The organism is Enterobacter sp. GER_MD16_1505_Eko_090 (assembly GCF_003331015.1).
GTDB lineage: Bacteria > Pseudomonadota > Gammaproteobacteria > Enterobacterales > Enterobacteriaceae > Enterobacter > Enterobacter roggenkampii.
The window spans coordinates 13,576-32,845 of the sequence record NZ_PUQF01000019.1 but is presented as its reverse complement, the minus strand read 5'-3'; the positions used below and the strand labels follow the sequence as shown (position 1 = coordinate 32,845).

General features: G+C 55.6%; 20 protein-coding genes. 12 read left to right on the top strand and 8 right to left on the bottom strand.

Annotation, left to right across the window (positions count from 1 at the left end):
- Window positions 1–57: 57 nt before the first annotated feature.
- The 4 genes from murJ to rimJ all read right to left on the bottom strand — a co-directional run bounded on the left by murJ (window position 58) and on the right by rimJ (window position 3,893).
- Window positions 58–1,593, bottom strand: a complete 1,536-nt coding sequence (murJ, locus tag C6A40_RS19485) for a murein biosynthesis integral membrane protein MurJ (RefSeq protein WP_045334673.1) — start codon at window positions 1,591–1,593, stop codon at window positions 58–60.
- A gap of 129 nt (window positions 1,594–1,722) precedes the next feature.
- The gene (locus C6A40_RS19480) at window positions 1,723–2,646 is read right to left on the bottom strand and encodes a Gfo/Idh/MocA family protein (protein WP_023327099.1); all 924 of its coding nucleotides are present in this window, start codon (window positions 2,644–2,646) and stop codon (window positions 1,723–1,725) included.
- A gap of 2 nt (window positions 2,647–2,648) precedes the next feature.
- Window positions 2,649–3,299 (bottom strand): YceH family protein, encoded by a 651-nt coding sequence (locus C6A40_RS19475; protein ID WP_114191370.1) that lies wholly within the window; start codon window positions 3,297–3,299, stop codon window positions 2,649–2,651.
- A 9-nt stretch (window positions 3,300–3,308) separates the two neighbouring features.
- Window positions 3,309–3,893 (bottom strand): ribosomal protein S5-alanine N-acetyltransferase, encoded by a 585-nt coding sequence (rimJ, locus tag C6A40_RS19470; protein ID WP_008500822.1) that lies wholly within the window; start codon window positions 3,891–3,893, stop codon window positions 3,309–3,311.
- Between the two features lie 236 nt (window positions 3,894–4,129).
- Here rimJ and mdtH point away from each other — a divergent pair, with 236 nt between their 5' ends.
- The 9 genes from mdtH to C6A40_RS19425 all read left to right on the top strand — a co-directional run bounded on the left by mdtH (window position 4,130) and on the right by C6A40_RS19425 (window position 10,806).
- Window positions 4,130–5,338, top strand: a complete 1,209-nt coding sequence (gene mdtH, locus C6A40_RS19465; RefSeq protein ID WP_023292794.1) for a multidrug efflux MFS transporter MdtH — start codon at window positions 4,130–4,132, stop codon at window positions 5,336–5,338.
- A 123-nt stretch (window positions 5,339–5,461) separates the two neighbouring features.
- Window positions 5,462–6,022 carry a lipoprotein gene (locus C6A40_RS19460; protein ID WP_008500824.1) on the top strand — a complete coding sequence of 187 codons (561 nt, stop codon included), beginning with the start codon at window positions 5,462–5,464 and terminating at the stop codon, window positions 6,020–6,022.
- A 127-nt stretch (window positions 6,023–6,149) separates the two neighbouring features.
- On the top strand, window positions 6,150–7,196 hold the full coding sequence (gene pyrC / locus C6A40_RS19455) for a dihydroorotase (protein WP_045334677.1): 1,047 nt from the start codon (window positions 6,150–6,152) through the stop codon (window positions 7,194–7,196).
- Window positions 7,197–7,270: 74 nt separating this feature from the next.
- A complete protein-coding gene (gene dinI, locus C6A40_RS19450) occupies window positions 7,271–7,516 on the top strand; it encodes a DNA damage-inducible protein I (protein ID WP_008500826.1) in 246 nt (81 codons plus the stop codon).
- A 272-nt stretch (window positions 7,517–7,788) separates the two neighbouring features.
- Window positions 7,789–8,043, top strand: coding sequence for a biofilm formation regulator BssS (bssS, locus tag C6A40_RS19445; RefSeq protein WP_008500827.1), 255 nt, complete (start codon window positions 7,789–7,791; stop codon window positions 8,041–8,043).
- A gap of 116 nt (window positions 8,044–8,159) precedes the next feature.
- Window positions 8,160–9,278, top strand: a complete 1,119-nt coding sequence (gene solA / locus C6A40_RS19440) for an N-methyl-L-tryptophan oxidase (protein WP_008500828.1) — start codon at window positions 8,160–8,162, stop codon at window positions 9,276–9,278.
- A gap of 59 nt (window positions 9,279–9,337) precedes the next feature.
- The gene (locus tag C6A40_RS19435; protein ID WP_021240776.1) at window positions 9,338–9,451 is read left to right on the top strand and encodes a DUF2770 family protein; all 114 of its coding nucleotides are present in this window, start codon (window positions 9,338–9,340) and stop codon (window positions 9,449–9,451) included.
- A gap of 208 nt (window positions 9,452–9,659) precedes the next feature.
- On the top strand, window positions 9,660–10,226 hold the full coding sequence (locus C6A40_RS19430) for a cytochrome b (RefSeq protein ID WP_021240777.1): 567 nt from the start codon (window positions 9,660–9,662) through the stop codon (window positions 10,224–10,226).
- A gap of 1 nt (window position 10,227) precedes the next feature.
- Window positions 10,228–10,806, top strand: a complete 579-nt coding sequence (locus C6A40_RS19425; RefSeq protein WP_008500830.1) for a YceI family protein — start codon at window positions 10,228–10,230, stop codon at window positions 10,804–10,806.
- Window positions 10,807–10,847: 41 nt separating this feature from the next.
- Here C6A40_RS19425 and trhO read toward each other — a convergent pair whose 3' ends face one another.
- Complete coding sequence (gene trhO / locus C6A40_RS19420) at window positions 10,848–11,897, bottom strand: oxygen-dependent tRNA uridine(34) hydroxylase TrhO (RefSeq protein ID WP_008500831.1); 1,050 nt, start codon at window positions 11,895–11,897, stop codon at window positions 10,848–10,850.
- A gap of 221 nt (window positions 11,898–12,118) precedes the next feature.
- Between trhO and C6A40_RS19415 the strand changes: the two genes are divergently transcribed.
- From C6A40_RS19415 to C6A40_RS19405, 3 genes are all read left to right on the top strand, one after another.
- Entirely contained in the window at window positions 12,119–13,045 is a 927-nt protein-coding gene (locus C6A40_RS19415; RefSeq protein WP_008500832.1) for a Kdo(2)-lipid IV(A) acyltransferase, read from the top strand.
- 143 nt (window positions 13,046–13,188) lie between these two features.
- Complete coding sequence (mdtG, locus tag C6A40_RS19410) at window positions 13,189–14,406, top strand: multidrug efflux MFS transporter MdtG (protein WP_032674519.1); 1,218 nt, start codon at window positions 13,189–13,191, stop codon at window positions 14,404–14,406.
- A 96-nt stretch (window positions 14,407–14,502) separates the two neighbouring features.
- Complete coding sequence (locus C6A40_RS19405) at window positions 14,503–14,877, top strand: MysB family protein (protein WP_045334681.1); 375 nt, start codon at window positions 14,503–14,505, stop codon at window positions 14,875–14,877.
- 6 nt (window positions 14,878–14,883) lie between these two features.
- Here C6A40_RS19405 and C6A40_RS19400 read toward each other — a convergent pair whose 3' ends face one another.
- The 3 genes from C6A40_RS19400 to mdoG all read right to left on the bottom strand — a co-directional run bounded on the left by C6A40_RS19400 (window position 14,884) and on the right by mdoG (window position 19,270).
- The gene (locus tag C6A40_RS19400) at window positions 14,884–15,111 is read right to left on the bottom strand and encodes a YceK/YidQ family lipoprotein (RefSeq protein WP_008500835.1); all 228 of its coding nucleotides are present in this window, start codon (window positions 15,109–15,111) and stop codon (window positions 14,884–14,886) included.
- An 84-nt stretch (window positions 15,112–15,195) separates the two neighbouring features.
- Window positions 15,196–17,724, bottom strand: a complete 2,529-nt coding sequence (gene mdoH, locus C6A40_RS19395; protein ID WP_023292800.1) for a glucans biosynthesis glucosyltransferase MdoH — start codon at window positions 17,722–17,724, stop codon at window positions 15,196–15,198.
- A complete protein-coding gene (gene mdoG, locus C6A40_RS19390; RefSeq protein WP_021240787.1) occupies window positions 17,717–19,270 on the bottom strand; it encodes a glucans biosynthesis protein MdoG in 1,554 nt (517 codons plus the stop codon). Before mdoG ends, mdoH begins: the two co-directional genes overlap by 8 nt.

The following is a 19,270-nucleotide window of genomic DNA, read 5'->3' as shown; positions in this document are numbered from 1 at the left end:
CATAAGCGACTCATCATGCAGTGGGGAGCACCATGAGGTGAACTCCCCTTTTGGCGTTTATGCCGTCCGGCGGGCAAACTCTTTGACTTTGAAACCCAGCACCGCGAGCGTGGCAAAGTACGCCACCACACCAACGCACACCACGGCCATCAGGCGCATCAGACGATAAGGCATCGTGCCCAGGGACCACTCCGGCATCACGTGCATCATGCCAAGCAGCGCGGCAGACATCACCAATACCGCAACGATCAGACGCACCAGGAAACTGCCCCACCCCGGCTGCGGCGTGAAAATATCCTGCTTGCGCAGCTGCCAGTACAGCAGCCCGGCATTCAGACAGGCCGCGAGACCAATCGATAATGACAGGCCGGCATGTTTCAGCGGACCAATAAACGCCAGGTTCATCAGCTGCGTCATAATCAGCGTCACGATGGCAATTTTTACCGGCGTTTTGATGTCCTGACGCGAGTAAAAGCCCGGCGCCAGCACTTTCACCACGATCAGCCCCATCAGTCCCACCGAGTAGGCAATCAGCGCGCGCTGGGTCATGGCGGCATCGAAGGCGGTGAATTTCCCGTACTGGAAGAGCGACACCGTCAGCGGTTTGGCCAGAAGACCCAGCGCCACCGCGCTTGGCAGGGCCAGCAGGAAGCAGAGACGCAGGCCCCAGTCCATCAGGCGGCAATACTCATCATGATTGCCGCTGGCAAAACTTTTCGACAGCGACGGCAGCAGGATGGTCCCCAGCGCCACGCCCAGCACCCCGGACGGAAACTCCATCAGGCGGTCGGCATAGTACATCCAGGAAACCGAGCCGGACACCAGGAACGAGGCAAAGATGGTGTTGATAATCAGCGAGATCTGGCTGACGGAGACGCCGAGAATGGCGGGCCCCATCTGCTTGATGACGCGCATCGCCCCGGCATCTTTGAAGTTGATGCGCGGCAGCACCAGCATGCCGATTTTTTTCAGGTGCGGCAGCTGATACGCCAGCTGCAGCACGCCGCCGACGGTGACCGCCCAGGCCAGCGCCAGCACCGGCGGGTTGAAGTGCGGGGCGGCGAACAGGGCAAAGCCGATCATGCTGACGTTAAGAAACGTCGGCGCAAACGCCGGTACAGAGAAGCGGTTCCAGGTATTGAGGATCGCCCCCACCAGCGAGGCCAGCGAGATCAGCAGAATATAGGGGAAAGTAATGCGCAACAGCTGCGAGGTCAGGGCAAACTTGTCGGCCGTATCGGCAAAGCCGGGCGCGGTCACCATAATCACCCAGGGCGCGGCCAGCATCCCGAGGACGGTCACCACCGCCAGCGCCAGCGTCAGCAGGCCGGAGACATAAGACACAAAGACGCGCGTGGCGTCCTCGCCCTGCTTGCTTTTATATTCCGCCAGGATCGGGACGAATGCCTGAGAAAACGCCCCCTCCGCAAAAATACGACGCAGCAGGTTCGGTAATTTGAACGCGACGAAAAAGGCGTCCGTGGCCATCCCTGCACCAAATACCCTTGCCACAATGGCGTCGCGCGCAAAACCCAGCACGCGGGAAAACATGGTCATCGAGCTGACGGCCGCCAGCGATTTTAATAAGTTCATTAACGTGAATTTCCAGAACCATACGGATTTCCAGGACGGGCAAGCGTAAGCGCCACCCGGCAAAGCCTACAAGCGGCGCTTAGTCTACCCGGATTTCAACGAATTACTATCCGCAGATGTTACAGCGAGTTATTCACTCATGGCCTCGCGCCAGAGCCTTTCCACAATGCGCTGCGCCATGATGGCCTGCTCGCCGGACGTTTCAGGAACCGTCTGATTTTGCACGCAGGTGATGAAGTGGCGGGCACAGCCGGCAAAACCGCGCTGTTCAAGCGTGCTCTGCCAGCCAGGCGCGGGGAGCGTCACCACGCCGCTGCCCTTCTCTTCCCGCCATTCACGCATGTCGGTAATGTCGTACAACGCCCCGTCGGTGACGGCCTGGACGCATTCTCGCTGGCTGCCGGCACGACGATGCATGCTGGTCGTGATCTGCAGATGGTCAATCGCGAAATGGTGTTCTGCGTAGACCATTTCACCCTGCTCGTTCGTGAGCAGCGTGCCACTTTGCAGCTGCGCGTTGCTACCGGCGAGCCACAGCGCCGTATCCACAACGTGGAGATAATCATCCAGCAGCGTGAAGCGCAGATCGTTTGGCCCGATGCTGTCCGTGCGGTGTTTATCCATCCGCAGCGAGGCAAGCGTGCCCGACTGTGCCTTAAGCTGCTGGTAAAGGGGCGCGAAGCGGCGGTTGAAGCCGACCATCAGCGTCAGTTTTTTACGCGCCGCCAGTTCAATCAGGCGTTCCGCGTCCGGAACATTTTCCGCCAGCGGTTTATCCACGCAAACGTGAACGCCCGCATTGAGCAGTTCGCTCACGACCTGATAGTGGGTAGACGTTGAGGTATGCACAAAGACCGCATCGCACTCGCGGGCCAGATCCTGAAGCGACGCCGCATACGGCATACGCCAGGTTTCGCAGATCCTCTCGGCCTTCTCGCGCGTGGGTGACCATGCCCCTTGCAGCGTCCAGTCCGTCGCTGCCCCCAGAACCGGCAGCCAGGCTTTTTGTGCAATACCGCCCAGCCCTACTACGCCAATGCGTAATTTTTTCACCGTCAGTCTCCCAAATGTGCCAGCAGGGCATCCAGACGCTGTTTCAGCCCGGCGACCTCGTCTTCCAGCGCCGCTACGCGGGCAACCAAATCATCATCTACGGCCGTTATGTCAGTTGCGCTGGATTTAACTGAACTATCAACGTCACCGCTGAACAGGTGCATATAGCGGCTTTCACGCTTGCCCGGCTCGCGCGCCAGACGCACCACGTAAGGACCGTCTTCACGCGCGGCCAGCCCTTCGAGGGTCTGCTCGACCTCCTGCATATCGCTGAACTCATGCATACGGGAAGCGCGCGTGCGCAGTTCTCCCGGCGTTTGCGCCCCGCGCAGCAACAGCGTGGTGATGACCGCCACTTCCGCACTGCTCAGCTTCAGGTCACCAAATTCGGAGTTACAGAAGCGCTGTTCGTATTTGGTCACGCGGTTGCCGAAGCCGCTGACGGTGCGCAGATAGTGGCGTTTGACCAGCGCATCCAGCACGTCCTGAACCTCATGCTCGCTGAGGTTCATCACCGGCTCGTGGTTGGTCTTCTGGTTGCAGGCCATGGTCACGGCGTTGACGGACAGCGGATACTGCTCCGGCGTGGTGACCTGTTTTTCGAGTAAGCACCCAATCACGCGCGCTTCTGTACCGTTTAGCTGATACTTCATCTTTTCTCCTTAACGACCTGCAGTCCAGTCCCGGGTGGTTAATGCCGTCAGAACGTGGTCGCGCCACTCTCCGTCTATCAGCAGATAGTCTTTGGCGTAACCCTCTTTCTCGAACCCTAAACGCGCCAGCAGATTTCCGCTGCGCTGGTTATGCGGCATATAGTTCGCCATAATGCGATGAATGTGCTGGGTGCGTTGCATATAGCGGATCGCTACCGTCAGCGCCTCGTACATCAGCCCCTGCCCCTGCCACTTCTGGCCGATGGAGTAGCCCAGATAGCAGGCGTGAAACGATCCCCGCACCACGTTTGAAAAATTGGCGATCCCGATAATCTCTTTCTCTTCAGGATCCAGCAGCGCGAAATAAAACGCGCTGCCCTGCTTGTGAAATTCCGTAATCATGCTGAGGCGCGCCTGCCAGCCGGAAGGGTAACAATGGCTCTCATCCCGAACGGGTTCCCAGGGTTTTAAAAACTGGCGATTCTCGGCGTAATAATCCGCCAGACGCCAGGCATCACGCTCATGCACCAGACGAACGACCAGCCTGTCCGTTGTCAGACGCACTTTTGGCACATTACTGCGATAGCCAAACATCGATACCACTCCTTCCCGTCACTTCAGCTTGCCCATTAGCTTTACTATACCTGCGCCTGCGCCGTCTGTGAAAACAGTGACATACCATTTTCACCTCTTTTCACATTTTTCGATGAGAACTCTCTATCAAAGCACCCTTTTGATAAAAAAATATTGTCACGTGCAGGGGTGGGAAAAAACGCGGCGACACCGCAGAATGTTAGCGTGCTCACCATCTTATTTTCCCTGGAGGGAAAATGTCCCGCGTATCACAGGCCAGGAGCCTGGGTAAATATTTCCTGCTCGTCGATAACATGCTGGTCGTGCTCGGCTTTTTTGTCGTTTTTCCGCTTATTTCGATCCGCTTTGTCGATCAGATGGGCTGGGCGGCATTAATGGTCGGCATTGCCCTGGGGCTACGCCAGTTTGTCCAGCAGGGCCTGGGCGTCTTTGGCGGGGCTATCGCCGACCGCTTTGGCGCGAAACCGATGATCGTCACCGGTATGCTGCTGCGCGCGGCAGGGTTTGCCACGATGGCGGTCGCCCAGGAGCCCTGGCTGCTCTGGTTCTCCTGTTTCCTCTCCGGTATCGGGGGCACGCTGTTCGATCCGCCACGCACCGCGCTGGTGGTAAAGCTGATTCGCCCGCAGCACCGCGGCCGTTTCTTCTCGATTCTGATGATGCAGGACAGTGCCGGGGCGGTTATCGGCGCCCTGCTGGGAAGCTGGCTGCTGCAGTATGATTTCCGTCTGGTCTGCGCGGCTGGGGCGGTGCTCTTTATGCTGTGCGCGCTGTTTAATGGCCTGTTCCTGCCGGCGTGGAAACTGTCAACGGTGAAAGCGCCGGTTCGCGAAGGGCTGGGCCGCGTCCTGCGCGACAGACGTTTTGTCACCTATGTGTTGACCCTGACGGGATATTACATGCTGGCCGTGCAGGTCATGCTGATGCTGCCGATCATGGTTAACGACATTGCCGGTACCCCTGCGGCGGTGAAATGGATGTACGCCATCGAAGCCTGCCTGTCGTTAACGCTCCTCTATCCGATTGCCCGCTGGAGCGAGCGGCGTTTTCGCCTGGAGCATCGCCTGATGGCCGGACTGTTCCTGATGACGCTGAGCATGATGCCGATCGGCCTGGTGAACACGCTCCAGCAGCTGTTTACGTTGATTTGCACGTTCTATATTGGCTCGATCATCGCCGAGCCTGCCCGCGAAACGCTAAGCGCCTCGCTTGCGGATGCGCGTGCACGCGGCAGCTATATGGGGTTCAGCCGACTGGGGCTGGCGCTTGGCGGGGCATTAGGTTACGCCGGCGGCGGCTGGTTGTTTGATGCTGGCAAAGCGTTAAATCAACCTGAACTTCCGTGGATGATGCTGGGCGTGGTGGGCTTTATGACGCTACTCGCCCTGTGGTGGCAGTTCAGCCAGAAACGCAGCGCGAGCGGCATGCTCGAGCCTGGCGCGTAGCCTTTCCCTCGGGCGGGAGCCCTTCCCGCCCCACTTCTCAGTTTTTTCTGCTGGTTTCTGCCCATTCACGCTGACATACTGGCGTAACAGGACAGAAGCGCCGATTTTTCGTTGAGGAACACTATGAAGAAAATTGTCTTAGCCGCGGCATTGATTGTCAGCGGCCTGCTGGTTGGCTGTAACCAGCTCACGCAATACACCGTCAGTGAACAGGAAATTAATCAGGCGCTGGAAAAACATAACAATTTCTCGAAAGACATTGGCGTACCGGGTCTTGCCGATGCGCATATCGTGCTCACAAACCTCACCAGTCAAATCGGACGTGAAGAGCCAAACAAAGTCACCCTGGCCGGTGATGCGGACCTCGATATGTCCTCCCTCTTTGGCAATCAGAAAGCCAACATCAAGCTCAAGCTGAAGGCACTGCCTGTTTTCAACAAAGAGAAAGGGGCGATTTTCCTGCAGGAGATGGAAGTGGTCGACGCGAAGGTGTCTCCGGACAAGATGGCGCCGGTTCTGCAAACCCTGATGCCCTATCTGAATCAGTCGCTGCGGAATTACTTTAACCAGCAGCCCGCGTACGTCTTAAGCGAAGACAAAAGCAAGGGTGAAGCTCTGGCGAAAAAATATGCAAAAGGCATAGAGGTGAAACCGGGCGAAATTATCATTCCTTTCACCGATTAATCTGAAGGGCGCTGCGGCGCCCTTTTTTTTCACGGAAAAGTGTGCAAACGAAAACGTTTCCGCTTATGATTTGTGTCCGGCAAAAACAGCCATCCTTATGACTGATTCCTGACAAGCCGGAGCTTCCATGACTGCACAACCCCAGGTTCTTAAAATCCGCCGCCCTGACGACTGGCATATTCATCTGCGTGATGGTGATATGCTGAAAACCGTCGTGCCTTATACCAGCGAAATTTATGGCCGCGCGATTGTCATGCCTAACCTGGTGCCACCAGTCACCACCGTCGATGCCGCGATAGCCTATCGCCAGCGCATCCTCGACGCCGTTCCTGCGGGACACGATTTTACCCCGTTGATGACCTGCTACCTGACCGATTCACTGGATCCGAACGAAGTGGAGCGCGGCTTTAACGAAGGCGTGTTTACGGCAGCGAAACTCTACCCGGCAAATGCCACCACCAACTCCAGCCACGGCGTCACCAGCATTGATGCCATCATGCCGGTTCTGGAACGCATGCAGAAACTGGGTATGCCGCTGCTGGTTCACGGTGAAGTGACGCATGCTGACATTGACATCTTCGACCGTGAAGCCCGTTTTATCGAGACCGTGATGGAGCCTCTGCGCCAGCGCCTGCCCGCGCTGAAGGTGGTCTTTGAGCATATCACCACCAAAGACGCGGCAGAGTACGTGCGTGACGGCAACGATCTCATCGCCGCCACCATTACGCCACAACACCTGATGTTTAACCGTAACCACATGCTGGTGGGCGGGGTGCGCCCTCACCTCTACTGTCTGCCTATCCTCAAGCGCAACATCCACCAGCAGGCGCTGCGTGAGCTGGTCGCCAGCGGGTTCTCCCGCGCGTTCCTCGGTACCGATTCCGCGCCTCACGCCCGCCATCGTAAAGAGGCAAGCTGCGGCTGTGCAGGCTGCTTCAACGCCCCAACGGCGCTTGCCAGCTACGCAACTGTATTTGAAGAGATGAACGCTCTGGAACATTTCGAAGCATTCTGCTCTCTTAACGGCCCGCGCTTCTACGGCCTGCCGGTCAATGACACCTTCATCGAACTGGAGCGTAAAGCGAGCCACGTTGAGGAGTCCATTGCCCTGACGGATGACACGCTGATCCCATTCCTGGCGGGTGAAACCGTAAGCTGGACGGTAAAACGTTAAAAAATCAATGCCCCTTGTTGTCAAACTGACAATATACCTGTATAAATAAACAGTATATTACACAGGGGGCATTTATGCGTATTGAAGTCACCATAGCCAAAACTACCGTTCTGCCTGCCGGCGCGCTTGATGCACTGGCAGGCGAATTATCCCGTCGTATTAACAATACCTTTCCTGACAACGCAGGTGCCGTCACGGTGCGTTACGCCGCGGCAAACAACCTTTCCGTTATTGGTGCCGCAAAAGAAGACAAAGATCGCATCAGCGAAATCCTGCAGGAAACGTGGGAAAGCGCTGACGACTGGTTCATCACGGATTAACACTGCTCCCTCATTGTGTTTTTTGCCGGGTCGCCCCGGCTTTTTTTTGCCTAAAATCCCGTAAGTTCAAATTAATTCGGCATCTTCTTTAAAAATCGTGAACGAGATGGTGTTTTATTGTTCGAACAATCCTAAAAAGCAGAAAAATGTGTTGCCACCTGTTTATTTTTCCCTTCGGAACCCTTATTACTTGGTATACTGAAGTTGCTTTCAGAAAAACATGCATTGAACCTCAAAGCCGTTGTCTTCTAACACGCATTAAGGGGGTTATAATGGAAAAGAATAGTGAAGTCATCCAGACCCATCCACTCGTTGGCTGGGATATCAGTACCGTAGATAGCTACGATGCGCTGATGCTGCGTTTGCACTACCAGACCCCAAATCAACTCAACCGTGAAGAAGCGGAAGTTGGACAGACGCTGTGGCTAACAACAGACGTCGCCCGTCAGTTTATTTCTATTTTAGAAGCAGGTATTGCAAAAATAGAATCTGGCGACTACCAGGAAAATGAGTATAAACGGCACTAAGCTTATGCCCACTTTTCTCTCTACAGGCACCCTCGCGGTGCCTTATTTATTTCTCCCTTGTCTAACCCCGCGTTGTTAATTACTCTGCTAACAAAACATCAGTTTATGAGATGCATATGAGATACGACTTAATCATTATTGGCAGCGGCTCCGTAGGATCTGCCGCAGGCTATTACGCAACACAGGCTGGTCTGAAGGTTCTGATGATCGATAGCCATCTGCCTCCTCATGCGGAAGGCAGCCATCACGGCGATACCCGCCTCATCCGCCATGCGTACGGTGAAGGTGAACGCTACGTTCCGCTGGTGCTTCGCGCCCAGACGCTGTGGGATGAACTGGCGAAACAGACCGAAGATCGTATTTTCGAGCGTACGGGCGTCATCAACCTGGGTCCGGCACATTCTGCGTTTCTCGCTGGCGTCGAACGCAGCGCGAAAGCGTTTAATCTGGACGTTGAGAAGCTGGATGCGACGGGCATTACCGCACGCTGGCCCGAAATTACCGTCCCGGACGATTATATTGGCCTCTTTGAAGCCCACTCTGGGGTGCTCCATTGCGAAACGGCGATCAAAACATGGATCGAGCTTGCTGCGAAGGCAGGCTGCGCGCAGCTGTTCAACTGTCCGGTAGAGGCCATCACCCATGATGATAATGGCGTCACGGTCACCACTATTGACGGCGATTATTCAGCGTCCCGCCTGCTGGTCAGCGCAGGTACCTGGGTTACCCGCCTGCTGCCCGATCTGCCGATCCAGCCGGTGCGCAAGGTCTTCTCCTGGTTCCAGTCGGATGGTCGTTACAGCGCCCAGAATAAATTCCCGGCCTTCACCGGCGAATTACCCAACGGGGACCAGTTCTACGGCTTCCCGTCAGAAAAAGACGCGCTGAAAATCGGTAAACACAACGGCGGCCAGGCGATCTCCTCCCCTGAAGAGCGTAAACCTTTCGGCGCCTTCCCACAGGATGGTTCAGAGGCCTTCTCGTTCCTGCGCACTATTCTTCCGGGCATTGGCGGCTTGCTGTATGGCGCGGCCTGTACCTACGACAATACGCCGGATGAAGACTTTATCATTGATACACTGCCGGGGCATGACAACACCCTGCTCATCACCGGACTGAGCGGCCACGGCTTTAAGTTTGCTTCCGTGCTGGGTGAAATCGCCGCGCAGTTTGCCCAGGGCATTGCGCCGCAGTTTGATCTGACGCCCTTCTCCCTCTCGCGTTTTAACGGATAATCCGCACGGGCTCCGGAGGTCACGGGGCCCGCTTCATTCACACCGCATGTTGGGGCTTTATGCGCAAGATCGTTAGCTTTCTGATGAATAATATTCGCGAGCATTTTATGCTCTATCTCTTATTGTGGGCGCTGCTGGCCATTATTGATTTTGTTTACATTGTATTTTACTGAAAAGCCTTACTGACAATAATTGACGTTAATTTATCTTTATTGAAACTCATAATTTCATCTTGCACGAAGAGATTGAATTAGCGCTAGCGATCCTTTTCAAAATTGCTGAAATAAACAAAATAAAAATCAATAGACAATTATTTCAGTTGCAATATCCCGCCTTCCCGTTCATTTTTACTTTCCGGTTAATTTGAAAATGGACATTCTGATGCAATGGCGTAACTCCTCCCGGCGCTACGGAATAATATCCATAGGTTTGCACTGGATATTTGCTCTTGCCGTCTACGGTATGTTTGGACTTGGACTCTGGATGGTCACGCTCAGCTATTACGATGGCTGGTATCACCAGGCGCCGGAGTTGCATAAAAGCATTGGTGTCCTGCTGATGCTGGGGCTGGTTTTCCGCGTGATCTGGCGGCACATTTCCCCGCCGCCCGCCGCGCAAAAGACTCACAGCAAATTTACCCGCGTCAGTGCAGTCGCCGCGCATATTGCCCTTTATGCGCTGCTGTTTGCCATCCTGATTAGCGGCTATCTCATTTCGACGGCTGACGGTAAGCCGATTAACGTTTTTGGCCTGTTCGAGGTTCCGGCAACCCTTAGCGATGCCGGCGTTCAGGCCGACACGGCGGGGGTTGTTCACCTCTGGCTCGCCTGGAGCGTGGTGATTCTGTCCGTGCTGCACGGGCTTGCCGCCCTCAAACACCATTTTATTGATAAAGACGATACGCTAAAGCGCATGCTTGGCCGCTCGTCAGTTGACTCTGGAGCATAAAATGAAAAAACACCTGCTGGGTATCGCACTGGGTTCTCTGTTATTCACCGCCGGCTCCGCCGTGGCGGCGGATTATAAAATAGATAAAGAGGGCCAGCACGCTTTCGTCAATTTCCGTATTCAGCACCTGGGATATAGCTGGCTGTACGGCACCTTTAAGGATTTTGACGGCACATTCACCTTTGACGAAAAAAATCCCGCAGCCGATAAAGTCAATGTGACCATTAATACGAACAGCGTCGACACGAACCACGCAGAGCGCGATAAACACCTGCGCAGTGGGGAATTCCTCAACGTCGCGAAATTCCCGCAGGCGACCTTCACTTCTACTGAGGTGAAGAAAGAGGGTGATAAGCTGAATATTACCGGCAACCTGACGCTTAACGGCGTAACCAAACCGGTTACGCTTGATGCGAAATTACTGGGCCAGGGTGACGATCCGTGGGGCGGTAAACGCGCAGGCTTCGAAGCGGCAGGGAAAATTCACCTGAAAGATTTTAATATCACAACGGATTTAGGCCCGGCGTCTCAGGACGTGGAGCTGATTATATCCGTTGAAGGTGTACAGCAGAAATCATAATAACGTCGCCCGGCAGGCTTTTGCCGTGCCGGGCGTTATTATCATTCCGGGTCAGGGATACCCAGTTTGGTATTCAGACGACCGCGAGATTTATTGAAAATCTTGTTGCCGTTTTCACGTCCTGCGCGACGGCGACGCTGCTCTTCTTCCGGCAGGATGCTCTCTTCACTGCACAGCTCGCTACAGCAACCGTTAAACTTCTCGGCACAGGCCGGGCACTGAATGAACAGCAGATGACAACCGTCGTTTTTGCAGTTGGTGTGGGTATCGCACGGCGCGCCGCACTGGTGGCACTGGGCGATGACGTCATCCGAAATACGTTCACCCATACGCTCGTCAAAGACAAAGTTTTTCCCGATAAAGCGTACCGGCAGCCCCTGTTCACGGGCGCGGCGAGCGTACTCAATAATGCCGCCTTCAATGTGCCAGACTTTATTGAAGCCGTTGTGCTTCATCCACGCGCTGGCTTTCTCACAGCGGATACCGCCGGTGCAGTACATAACGATCTTTTTATCTTTATGCTCCTGCATCATCTCAACCGCTTTCGGCAACTGCTCGCGGAAGGTATCAGCCGGAATCTCCATCGCATTCTCGAAATGCCCCACTTCATACTCATAGTGGTTACGCATATCGATGAACACGGCATCCGGATCGTCCAGCATCGCATTCACTTCCGCCGCCTTCAGATATTCACCGACGTCCGCCGGGTTAAACTCCGGATCGTCGATACCGTCCGCCACGATGCGTTCACGCACCTTCATGCGCAGCACCCAGAAGGATTTCCCGTCATCATCCAGGGCAATGTTCAGGCGTAAGCCGTTAAGGGCCGGGTCAAATTGATAAAGTACGTCGCGGAAGGCGCTGACTTTGCTTTCCGGTACGCTAATCTGCGCGTTGATGCCTTCACGGGCAAGGTAGACGCGGCCGAAGACGTTCAGCGCCGTGAACGCCTGATAAAGCGCATCTCGGGTCGCCTGCGGATCGTCGATCGTGAAGTATTTATAGAATGAGATGGTTGTGCGCGGTTCGGTTTCAGCCAACATACGCGCTTTTAACATCTCGTTCGAAACGCGGTTGTGTAACACTGGCATGGTGTACAGTCCTGGAGTCGTTAGAGAGAATGAAAAATCGGTCGGCATCATATAGCAAACAAAACCAATTTACATCCACACAATTTACGCTACATTTCACACACCCTGATTAATCAGGATTAACAATTGCTGTATTCGTGCACGCTTCGAAAGCAGATATTTTGGCTACGCCTCAAAAAATGAGACACTAGCGAAACAGGACGTTTGAACACAGGAAAGACATGACCCAGTTACCAAAATTTACTGCCGCCCTTTTGCATCCCCGCTATTGGTTGACCTGGCTTGGCATCGGCTTTTTATGGCTTCTGGTACAGCTTCCCTACCCTGTTATTTTTCGGTTGGGTAAATTTCTGGGCCGATTCGCACAACTGTTTATGAAGCGTCGCGCCAGAATCGCGTACCGCAACCTTGAGCTGTGTTTTCCGCAGATGAGCGACTCAGAGCGTCACAATATGGTCGCGAAGAACTTCGAATCCGTTGGGATGGGCCTTATGGAAACCGGCATGGCGTGGTTCTGGCCGGACAAACGCATGGCCCGCTGGAGCGAGGTAACGGGAACCGGCATGGATCCTGTACATACGCTTCAGGCCAACCAGACGGGCGTTCTGCTGATCGGCGTCCATTTTCTGACGCTGGAAATCGGGGCGCGTATGTTCGGCATGCAGGCGCCCGGCATTGGCGTTTATCGCCCTAACGATAACCCGGTCATCGATTTAATCCAGACCAACGGCCGCATGCGCTCCAACAAAAGCATGATCGACCGTAAAGATCTGAAGGGAATGATCCGTGCGCTGAAATCCGGCGAAGTGGTCTGGTATGCCCCCGACCACGACTATGGCCCACAGGCCAGCGTTTTTGTCCCCTTCTTCGCCGTTGAAGAGGCCGCCACAACTACCGGCACCTGGATGCTGGCGCGGATGTCCAAAGCCGCCATCGTACCCTTTGTTCCCCGCCGCAAGCCTGACGGTTCGGGCTACGAGTTGATGATGCTGGAACCGGAACTCGCGCCGCCGCTTGACGATGCAGAAACCACCGCGCGCTGGATGAACGGTATCGTAGAGAAATGCATCATGCTCGCACCCGAGCAGTACATGTGGTTGCACCGCCGCTTTAAAACGCGGCCAAAAGGCACGCCGTCCCGCTATTGATTTTCAGGATGCGATCCTCAGGGTCGCATCCTGTTTTAGCTTTAAAAGCTCCCCCTCATTGCGGCAATCATAACCCAGGCGCATAATTAGCAGGCTTATTACTTCTTGCTTCAGGTGCCCAGCACCTCATTATGCGGATTGTTATGTCACCTTCAGATGCCCCCATAAACTGGAAGCGTAACCTCACGGTTGCGTGGCTTGGCTGTTTTCTCACCGGCGCGGCGTTTAGCCTGGTCATGCCTTTTCTGCCGCTCTATGTTGAACAGCTGGGCGTGACGGGCCATAGCGCGCTCAATATGTGGTCCGGCCTGGTATTCAGCATCACGTTCCTGTTCTCCGCGATAGCCTCGCCCTTCTGGGGCGGCCTTGCCGACCGCAAGGGGCGTAAAATCATGCTGCTGCGCTCGGCGCTGGGGATGGCCATTATCATGGCGCTGATGGGCGTGGCGCAGAACGTCTGGCAGTTCCTGATTTTGCGTGCGTTGCTGGGTTTGCTGGGAGGATTTATTCCCAATGCCAATGCCCTGATTGCCACGCAAATTCCTCGCCATAAGAGCGGCTGGGCGCTGGGCACACTCTCAACCGGCGGCGTAAGCGGTGCCCTGCTGGGGCCACTGGCCGGCGGACTCATGGCCGATAGTTATGGCCTGCGTCCGGTGTTCTTTATCACCGCCTGCGTGCTGTTCCTGTGCTTTGTTGTCACCCTGCTCTGTATTCGGGAAAACTTCACCCCCGTTGCGAAGAAAGAGATGCTACACGCCAGGGAGGTGCTGACCTCGCTTAAAAATCCCAGACTGGTGCTAAGCCTGTTCGTGACGACCCTGATTATTCAGGTCGCAACCGGATCGATTGCCCCTATCCTCACGCTGTACATCCGCGATCTGGCGGGCAACGTCAGCAATATCGCGTTTATTAGCGGGCTGATTGCGTCCGTCCCCGGGGTGGCGGCGCTGCTTAGCGCGCCGAGGCTGGGGAAACTGGGGGACCGCGTCGGTCCGGAAAAAATTCTGATCTGTGCGCTGGTGATCTCCGTCCTGCTGCTGATCCCCATGTCGATGGTGCACTCTCCGTGGCAGCTGGGCTTACTTCGCTTTTTGCTTGGTGCCGCAGACGGGGCCTTGCTGCCCGCCGTACAGACCCTGCTGGTTTACAACTCCACGAACCAGATTGCCGGGCGGATCTTCAGCTATAACCAGTCATTTCGCGACATCGGTAACGTCACCGGACCGCTTCTCGGGGCGAGCATCTCCGCCAGCTTCGGTTTTCGCGCCGTCTTTATCGTGACGGCGGGCGTGGTACTGTTTAATGCAATTTATTCGTGGTTCAGTTTATCCCGCGCGCTACGGCCAGTGGCGGAATAAGACGAACGCCTGACGCTTATTTTCGCATTCATACTTGCAGAATCGGATATTAAGCTATTCTTTCCCTGAAACCTTCTGGAAAACAGGGAGACACCAATGACCATGTACGCCACGCTGGAAGAAGCTATTGATGCCGCTCGTGAAGAGTTCCTCGCCGACAACCCCGGCGTTGAAGAAGAAGATGCTGACGTGCAACAACTTAATATCCAGAAATACGTTCTGCAGGATGGGGATATTATGTGGCAGGCCGAATTCTTTGCCGATGAAGGTGAAGAAGGGGAATGCCTGCCGGTCCTGAGCGGTGATGGTGCGCAGGCCGTCTTTGATGGCGACTATGATGAAATCGAACTGCGGCAGGAATGGCTGGAAGAGAATACATTGCACGAGTGGGATGAGGGCGAATTTCAGCTCGAGCCACCGCTGGATACGGAAGAAGGTCAAACCGCAGCCGATGAGTGGGACGAGCGTTAATTTACGCTACTCGTAAGGGCCGTGGCTGGCATCGATCGGCAGCAGCAGCGTGTCGAAAATTAGCGAGAATGGCAGATCCAGCACGGTGAGGTAGCGCCATGCGGAGTCTCGGAGATCCCATTTCACACCCGGGTAATACTGATTCCCGTGGCCCTGCCCTGGAATGGTGCGGCTGATGATGCTGCCGCAGCCGCTGAGCAGGCATGCCATCAGAACGACGATGATGATTCTCATGAGTAACCTCTAAAAAAATACCGGCGATTATGCCGGTATTTTAGTTGGCGGGAGGTGCTTCGCTTACCTGCCCTACTTAACCACTTACTTCGCCTTCAACGCCAGCGGGTTCAGCTTCAGTTCTTTATAGTAGTTTACCCACGAAGAGTATCTCTCCGGAGCGGACCATACGCGGTAGTGAAGACGCGCCATCGTAACCGGGTCGCTCAACAGGACCAGACGACGGTCACGGTTGAGTTTTTCCGGGGTCTCGTTCAGCGCCTGCTCAACGTGACGATCGCGGGCAATCTCCAGCACCTGGCTGGCACGGTGACGCGCCGTCGCCATTGCCGTCGCCAGGGCGTTGAATGACGGGTTAAACACGGCGTGCATAAAGCCGTCATCCAGCGTGCGATTGCGGTTCTGCTCGAGATAACGATCGGTGTCTACCAGCACCTGCGGCGGGGAATACTCTTCCGGGATCAGGAACAGCTTCCAGCGTTTGGTCCGCAGCCCCACCGTCGAACGGCTGGAGATGACGGAGACAAACGGCGACAGGATCAGCGAGAAGACAATCGGCGCCAGCCAGAACAGGAAGCGCAGATCCAGCCACGCCATCCCTGCCGCCCACACCAGACCCAGCAGCAGCTGAGAACCATGGCGCATAAAGGCTTCGCTCCACGGCGTGGAGTCGTCATCACGCTGCGGTGAGTTCCAGACCACTTCCCAGCCCAGGAACGCACTGACCACGAAAACGGTGTGGAACAGCATACGCACCGGTGCCAGCAGCACGGAGAACAGCACTTCCAGCAGCAGTGAAAGGGTCACGCGGAAGAAACCGCCGTACTCTTTCGAGCCTTTGCACCAGATCAGGATGATGCTGAGCAGCTTAGGCAGGAACAGCAGCACCATGGTGGAGGCAAACAGCGCAATCGCCAGTTCCGGACGCCACTGCGGCCACACCGGGAACAGCTGGCGCGGCTGCAGGAAGTATTGCGGCTCCGTCAGGGCATGGACGACCTGCAGCGCTGTGGAGAGCGCAAGGAACATAAACCACAGCGGTGCGGAGAGATACGACATCACGCCCGTCAGGAACACCGCGCGGTGAACCGGGTGCATCCCTTTCACCAGGAACAGGCGGAAGTTCATCAGGTTACCGTGACACCAGCGGCGGTCACGCTTGAGCTCGTCCAGCAGGTTCGGCGGCAGCTCTTCGTACGATCCCGGCAGGTCGTAGGCAATCCAGACGCCCCAGCCAGCACGACGCATCAGCGCCGCTTCCACGAAGTCATGTGACAGAATAGAACCGGCAAACGAACCCTCGCCCGGCAGCGGCGCCAGCGCACAGTGCTCAATGAACGGCTTCACGCGGATGATGGCGTTGTGACCCCAGTAGTGGGATTCACCCAGCTGCCAGAAGTGCAGACCTGCCGTGAACAGCGGCCCGTAAACACGGGTGGCGAACTGCTGACAGCGCGCATAGAGCGTGTCCATTCCCGACGCTTTTGGTGAAGACTGAATGATACCCGCGTTCGGGTTGGCTTCCATCAGACGCACCAGACCGCTCAGGCAGTCACCGCTCATGACGGAGTCAGCATCCAGCACCACCATGTAGCTGTACTGGTTACCCCAGCGGCGGCAGAAGTCATCGATGTTACCGCTTTTACGCTTCACGCGACGGCGGCGGCGACGGTAGAAGATCTGCCCTTCGCCCTGCACTTCTGCAATCAGCTCCATCCACGCTTTTTGTTCTGCCACGCAGATATCCGGGTTGTAACTGTCGCTCAGGATGTAAACGTCAAAATGCTCCGCGTTGCCGGTCGCCTTCACGGACTCCCAGGTGGCACGCAGGCCCGCAAACACGCGGTCAACGTCTTCGTTACAGATAGGCATAATCAGCGCGGTACGGTGCTCAGGATTGAGGGGTTCATCCCCGACCGTTGACGCCGAAATGCTGTATTTGTCACGCCCCATCAGCAGCTGCAGGAAGCCCATCAGCGCGGTCCAGAAACCGGCCGAGACCCAGCAGAAGAGAACCGCGAACAGCAGAAGGATGCCGCTCTGCAGGATATACGGCAGCAGCTGCATGAAGGAGACCCAGAGATCCTGGCCCATCATGTCCATCGGGTTGATGAACGCCCAGCCCTGATACGGCAGGATGGTTTTCATATACCAGGTCGCGACGACCGTCTGCGCCAGCGTCAACAGCAGCAGGATGTAGCGACGGAGGGTCCCCACGGTACGCCATTTCTGTTCGGAAGCCTGCTCTTCTTTCGTCAGGCGTGACAGATAGCGCGGCGTCACATCACGCCCGCGCAGGCGATCCCAGAAGCGGCCCACCGGGTTGGTGCGCCACGGATCGGGGAACATTGAGGAACGCGTGGCCTTCGGCATCGCCTGAAGCTGATCGCGCCCTTCGTCGTCTTTAATCAATTGCCCTTCTGCCAGCGAGTCCGGCCAGGCCTGCTCCAGACGTGCCTTTACTGACCCCAGCGGCGTATCATCATCACGGGAAAACTGACGATGTTCACCATCCAGCGCGGTGTGAACCGCGCGGATGTCGCTCTTAGGCAGTGCCGCTTTTTCGATATCCGTCAGCGGCATGGCATCAATATATTCAGATGTATTATTCATTGGCAGGTAGCTGATAGCTCCAGGTTTCACTCAGCGGCTGATCGTTACTGACCAGCGCAGCACGCATTTCAGTGGTCTGTTTCGGATCTTTCACTTTCACGCGCAGGGTCAGACGCCAGCCTTTGGTTACCGGGTTGTAACGCACGGTATTTTCAACGATTTCACCGTTATCACCGATGCTGGCCTGAGCGGCAACGGCGGTGTCCGGTGACAGTTTCTTCATATCCTGGCCTGTAAAGTCCACGACAAAGGCCACGGTACCGTCAGGCTGACGGATAAGATTAGACTGCTTCACATCACCCGTTGAACGGCGAGTCTGCATCACATACGCGTTATCCGGCGCATGCAGCTTATCTTCGTCGCGGCTGAAGGTGATGGTGTACTTGAAGTTCATCTCTTTACCGGCTTCCGGCAGCTGATCCGGCGTCCAGTAAGCCACGATGTTATCGTTGGTTTCGTCGTTGGTTGGAATCTCAACCAGCTCAACCTTACCTTTACCCCAGTCACCGTTTGGCGTGACCCAGGCGCTTGGACGCTGGTCATAGCGGTCGTCCAAATCTTCAAAGCGGGAGAACTGACGGCCACGCTGCAGCAGGCCAAAACCTTGCGGGTTTTCCATCGCGAAGCTGCTCACCGCCAGATGTTTCGGGTTGTTAAGCGGACGCCAGATCCACTCTCCGTTACCGGCATGAATAGACAGACCGTTGGAGTCGTGCAGTTCCGGGCGGAAGTTAGTGGCCGGAGACGGCTGGTTCGGCCCAAACAGGAACATGCTGGTCAGTGGTGCAACGCCCAGTTTGCCCACTTTATCACGCAGGTAAACCTTGGACTGCACGTCAACCACGGTGTCACGACCCGGCATAATCACAAAGCGATAGGCGCCGGTCGCACGCGGTGAATCCAGCAGCGCGTAAATGGTCAGACGTTTATCCGTTGGTTTTGGACGTTCAATCCAGAACTCACGGAAACGTGGGAATTCTTCACCTGATGGCAGCGCGGTATCAATCGCCAGTCCGCGCGCAGAAAGCCCGTATACCTGCCCCGCGCCAATCACGCGGAAATAGCTGGCACCAAGCATGCTGACGATTTCGTCGTTTTTATCTTTGCTGTTGATCGGGTAAAGCACCTTAAAGCCTGCGAAGCCCAGGTCTTTCACCGTATCTTTATCGTGTTGCACATTGCCAAAATTGAAGTAATCCGGGCTGTATTTGATCTTACGTACCGCTGTGGCCGTCACTTCGTTGATGGCAACAGGCGTGTCGAAATACATACCCTGATGATAAAACTCAAGCTTGAACGGGGTCTTGATGTTGCTCCAGTAGGCTTTGTCGTGATTGAACTGGATCTGCTGATAGTCCGCATATTTCATATCGCGGAAAACGGAGGGCAAGTTACTTTTCGGCGCTTCGTAGCTCTTGCCAGCCATCGATTTTGCCTGTTTTGCGACATCGTCGATGTTAAAGGCCAGTGCCGATGAGGTATACAGTGATAACACCACTGCAGCACCTAACCAACGCATTTTCATCATCTGTGGTTTATGTTTCAT

Excerpts from the sequence above, each read along its gene's own strand:
- murJ (WP_045334673.1), bottom strand. The coding sequence starts at position 1,593 with ATGAACTTATTAAAATCGCTGGCGGCCGTCAGCTCGATGACCATGTTT.
- C6A40_RS19475 (WP_114191370.1), bottom strand. The coding sequence starts at position 3,299 with ATGAAGTATCAGCTAAACGGTACAGAAGCGCGCGTGATTGGGTGCTTA.
- rimJ (WP_008500822.1), bottom strand. The coding sequence starts at position 3,893 with ATGTTTGGCTATCGCAGTAATGTGCCAAAAGTGCGTCTGACAACGGAC.
- mdtH (WP_023292794.1), top strand. The coding sequence starts at position 4,130 with ATGTCCCGCGTATCACAGGCCAGGAGCCTGGGTAAATATTTCCTGCTC.
- C6A40_RS19460 (WP_008500824.1), top strand. The coding sequence starts at position 5,462 with ATGAAGAAAATTGTCTTAGCCGCGGCATTGATTGTCAGCGGCCTGCTG.
- pyrC (WP_045334677.1), top strand. The coding sequence starts at position 6,150 with ATGACTGCACAACCCCAGGTTCTTAAAATCCGCCGCCCTGACGACTGG.
- dinI (WP_008500826.1), top strand. The coding sequence starts at position 7,271 with ATGCGTATTGAAGTCACCATAGCCAAAACTACCGTTCTGCCTGCCGGC.
- bssS (WP_008500827.1), top strand. The coding sequence starts at position 7,789 with ATGGAAAAGAATAGTGAAGTCATCCAGACCCATCCACTCGTTGGCTGG.
- solA (WP_008500828.1), top strand. The coding sequence starts at position 8,160 with ATGAGATACGACTTAATCATTATTGGCAGCGGCTCCGTAGGATCTGCC.
- C6A40_RS19435 (WP_021240776.1), top strand. The coding sequence starts at position 9,338 with ATGCGCAAGATCGTTAGCTTTCTGATGAATAATATTCGCGAGCATTTT.
- C6A40_RS19430 (WP_021240777.1), top strand. The coding sequence starts at position 9,660 with ATGCAATGGCGTAACTCCTCCCGGCGCTACGGAATAATATCCATAGGT.
- C6A40_RS19425 (WP_008500830.1), top strand. The coding sequence starts at position 10,228 with ATGAAAAAACACCTGCTGGGTATCGCACTGGGTTCTCTGTTATTCACC.
- trhO (WP_008500831.1), bottom strand. The coding sequence starts at position 11,897 with ATGCCAGTGTTACACAACCGCGTTTCGAACGAGATGTTAAAAGCGCGT.
- C6A40_RS19415 (WP_008500832.1), top strand. The coding sequence starts at position 12,119 with ATGACCCAGTTACCAAAATTTACTGCCGCCCTTTTGCATCCCCGCTAT.
- mdtG (WP_032674519.1), top strand. The coding sequence starts at position 13,189 with ATGTCACCTTCAGATGCCCCCATAAACTGGAAGCGTAACCTCACGGTT.
- C6A40_RS19405 (WP_045334681.1), top strand. The coding sequence starts at position 14,503 with ATGACCATGTACGCCACGCTGGAAGAAGCTATTGATGCCGCTCGTGAA.
- C6A40_RS19400 (WP_008500835.1), bottom strand. The coding sequence starts at position 15,111 with ATGAGAATCATCATCGTCGTTCTGATGGCATGCCTGCTCAGCGGCTGC.
- mdoH (WP_023292800.1), bottom strand. The coding sequence starts at position 17,724 with ATGAATAATACATCTGAATATATTGATGCCATGCCGCTGACGGATATC.
- mdoG (WP_021240787.1), bottom strand. The coding sequence starts at position 19,270 with ATGAAACATAAACCACAGATGATGAAAATGCGTTGGTTAGGTGCTGCA.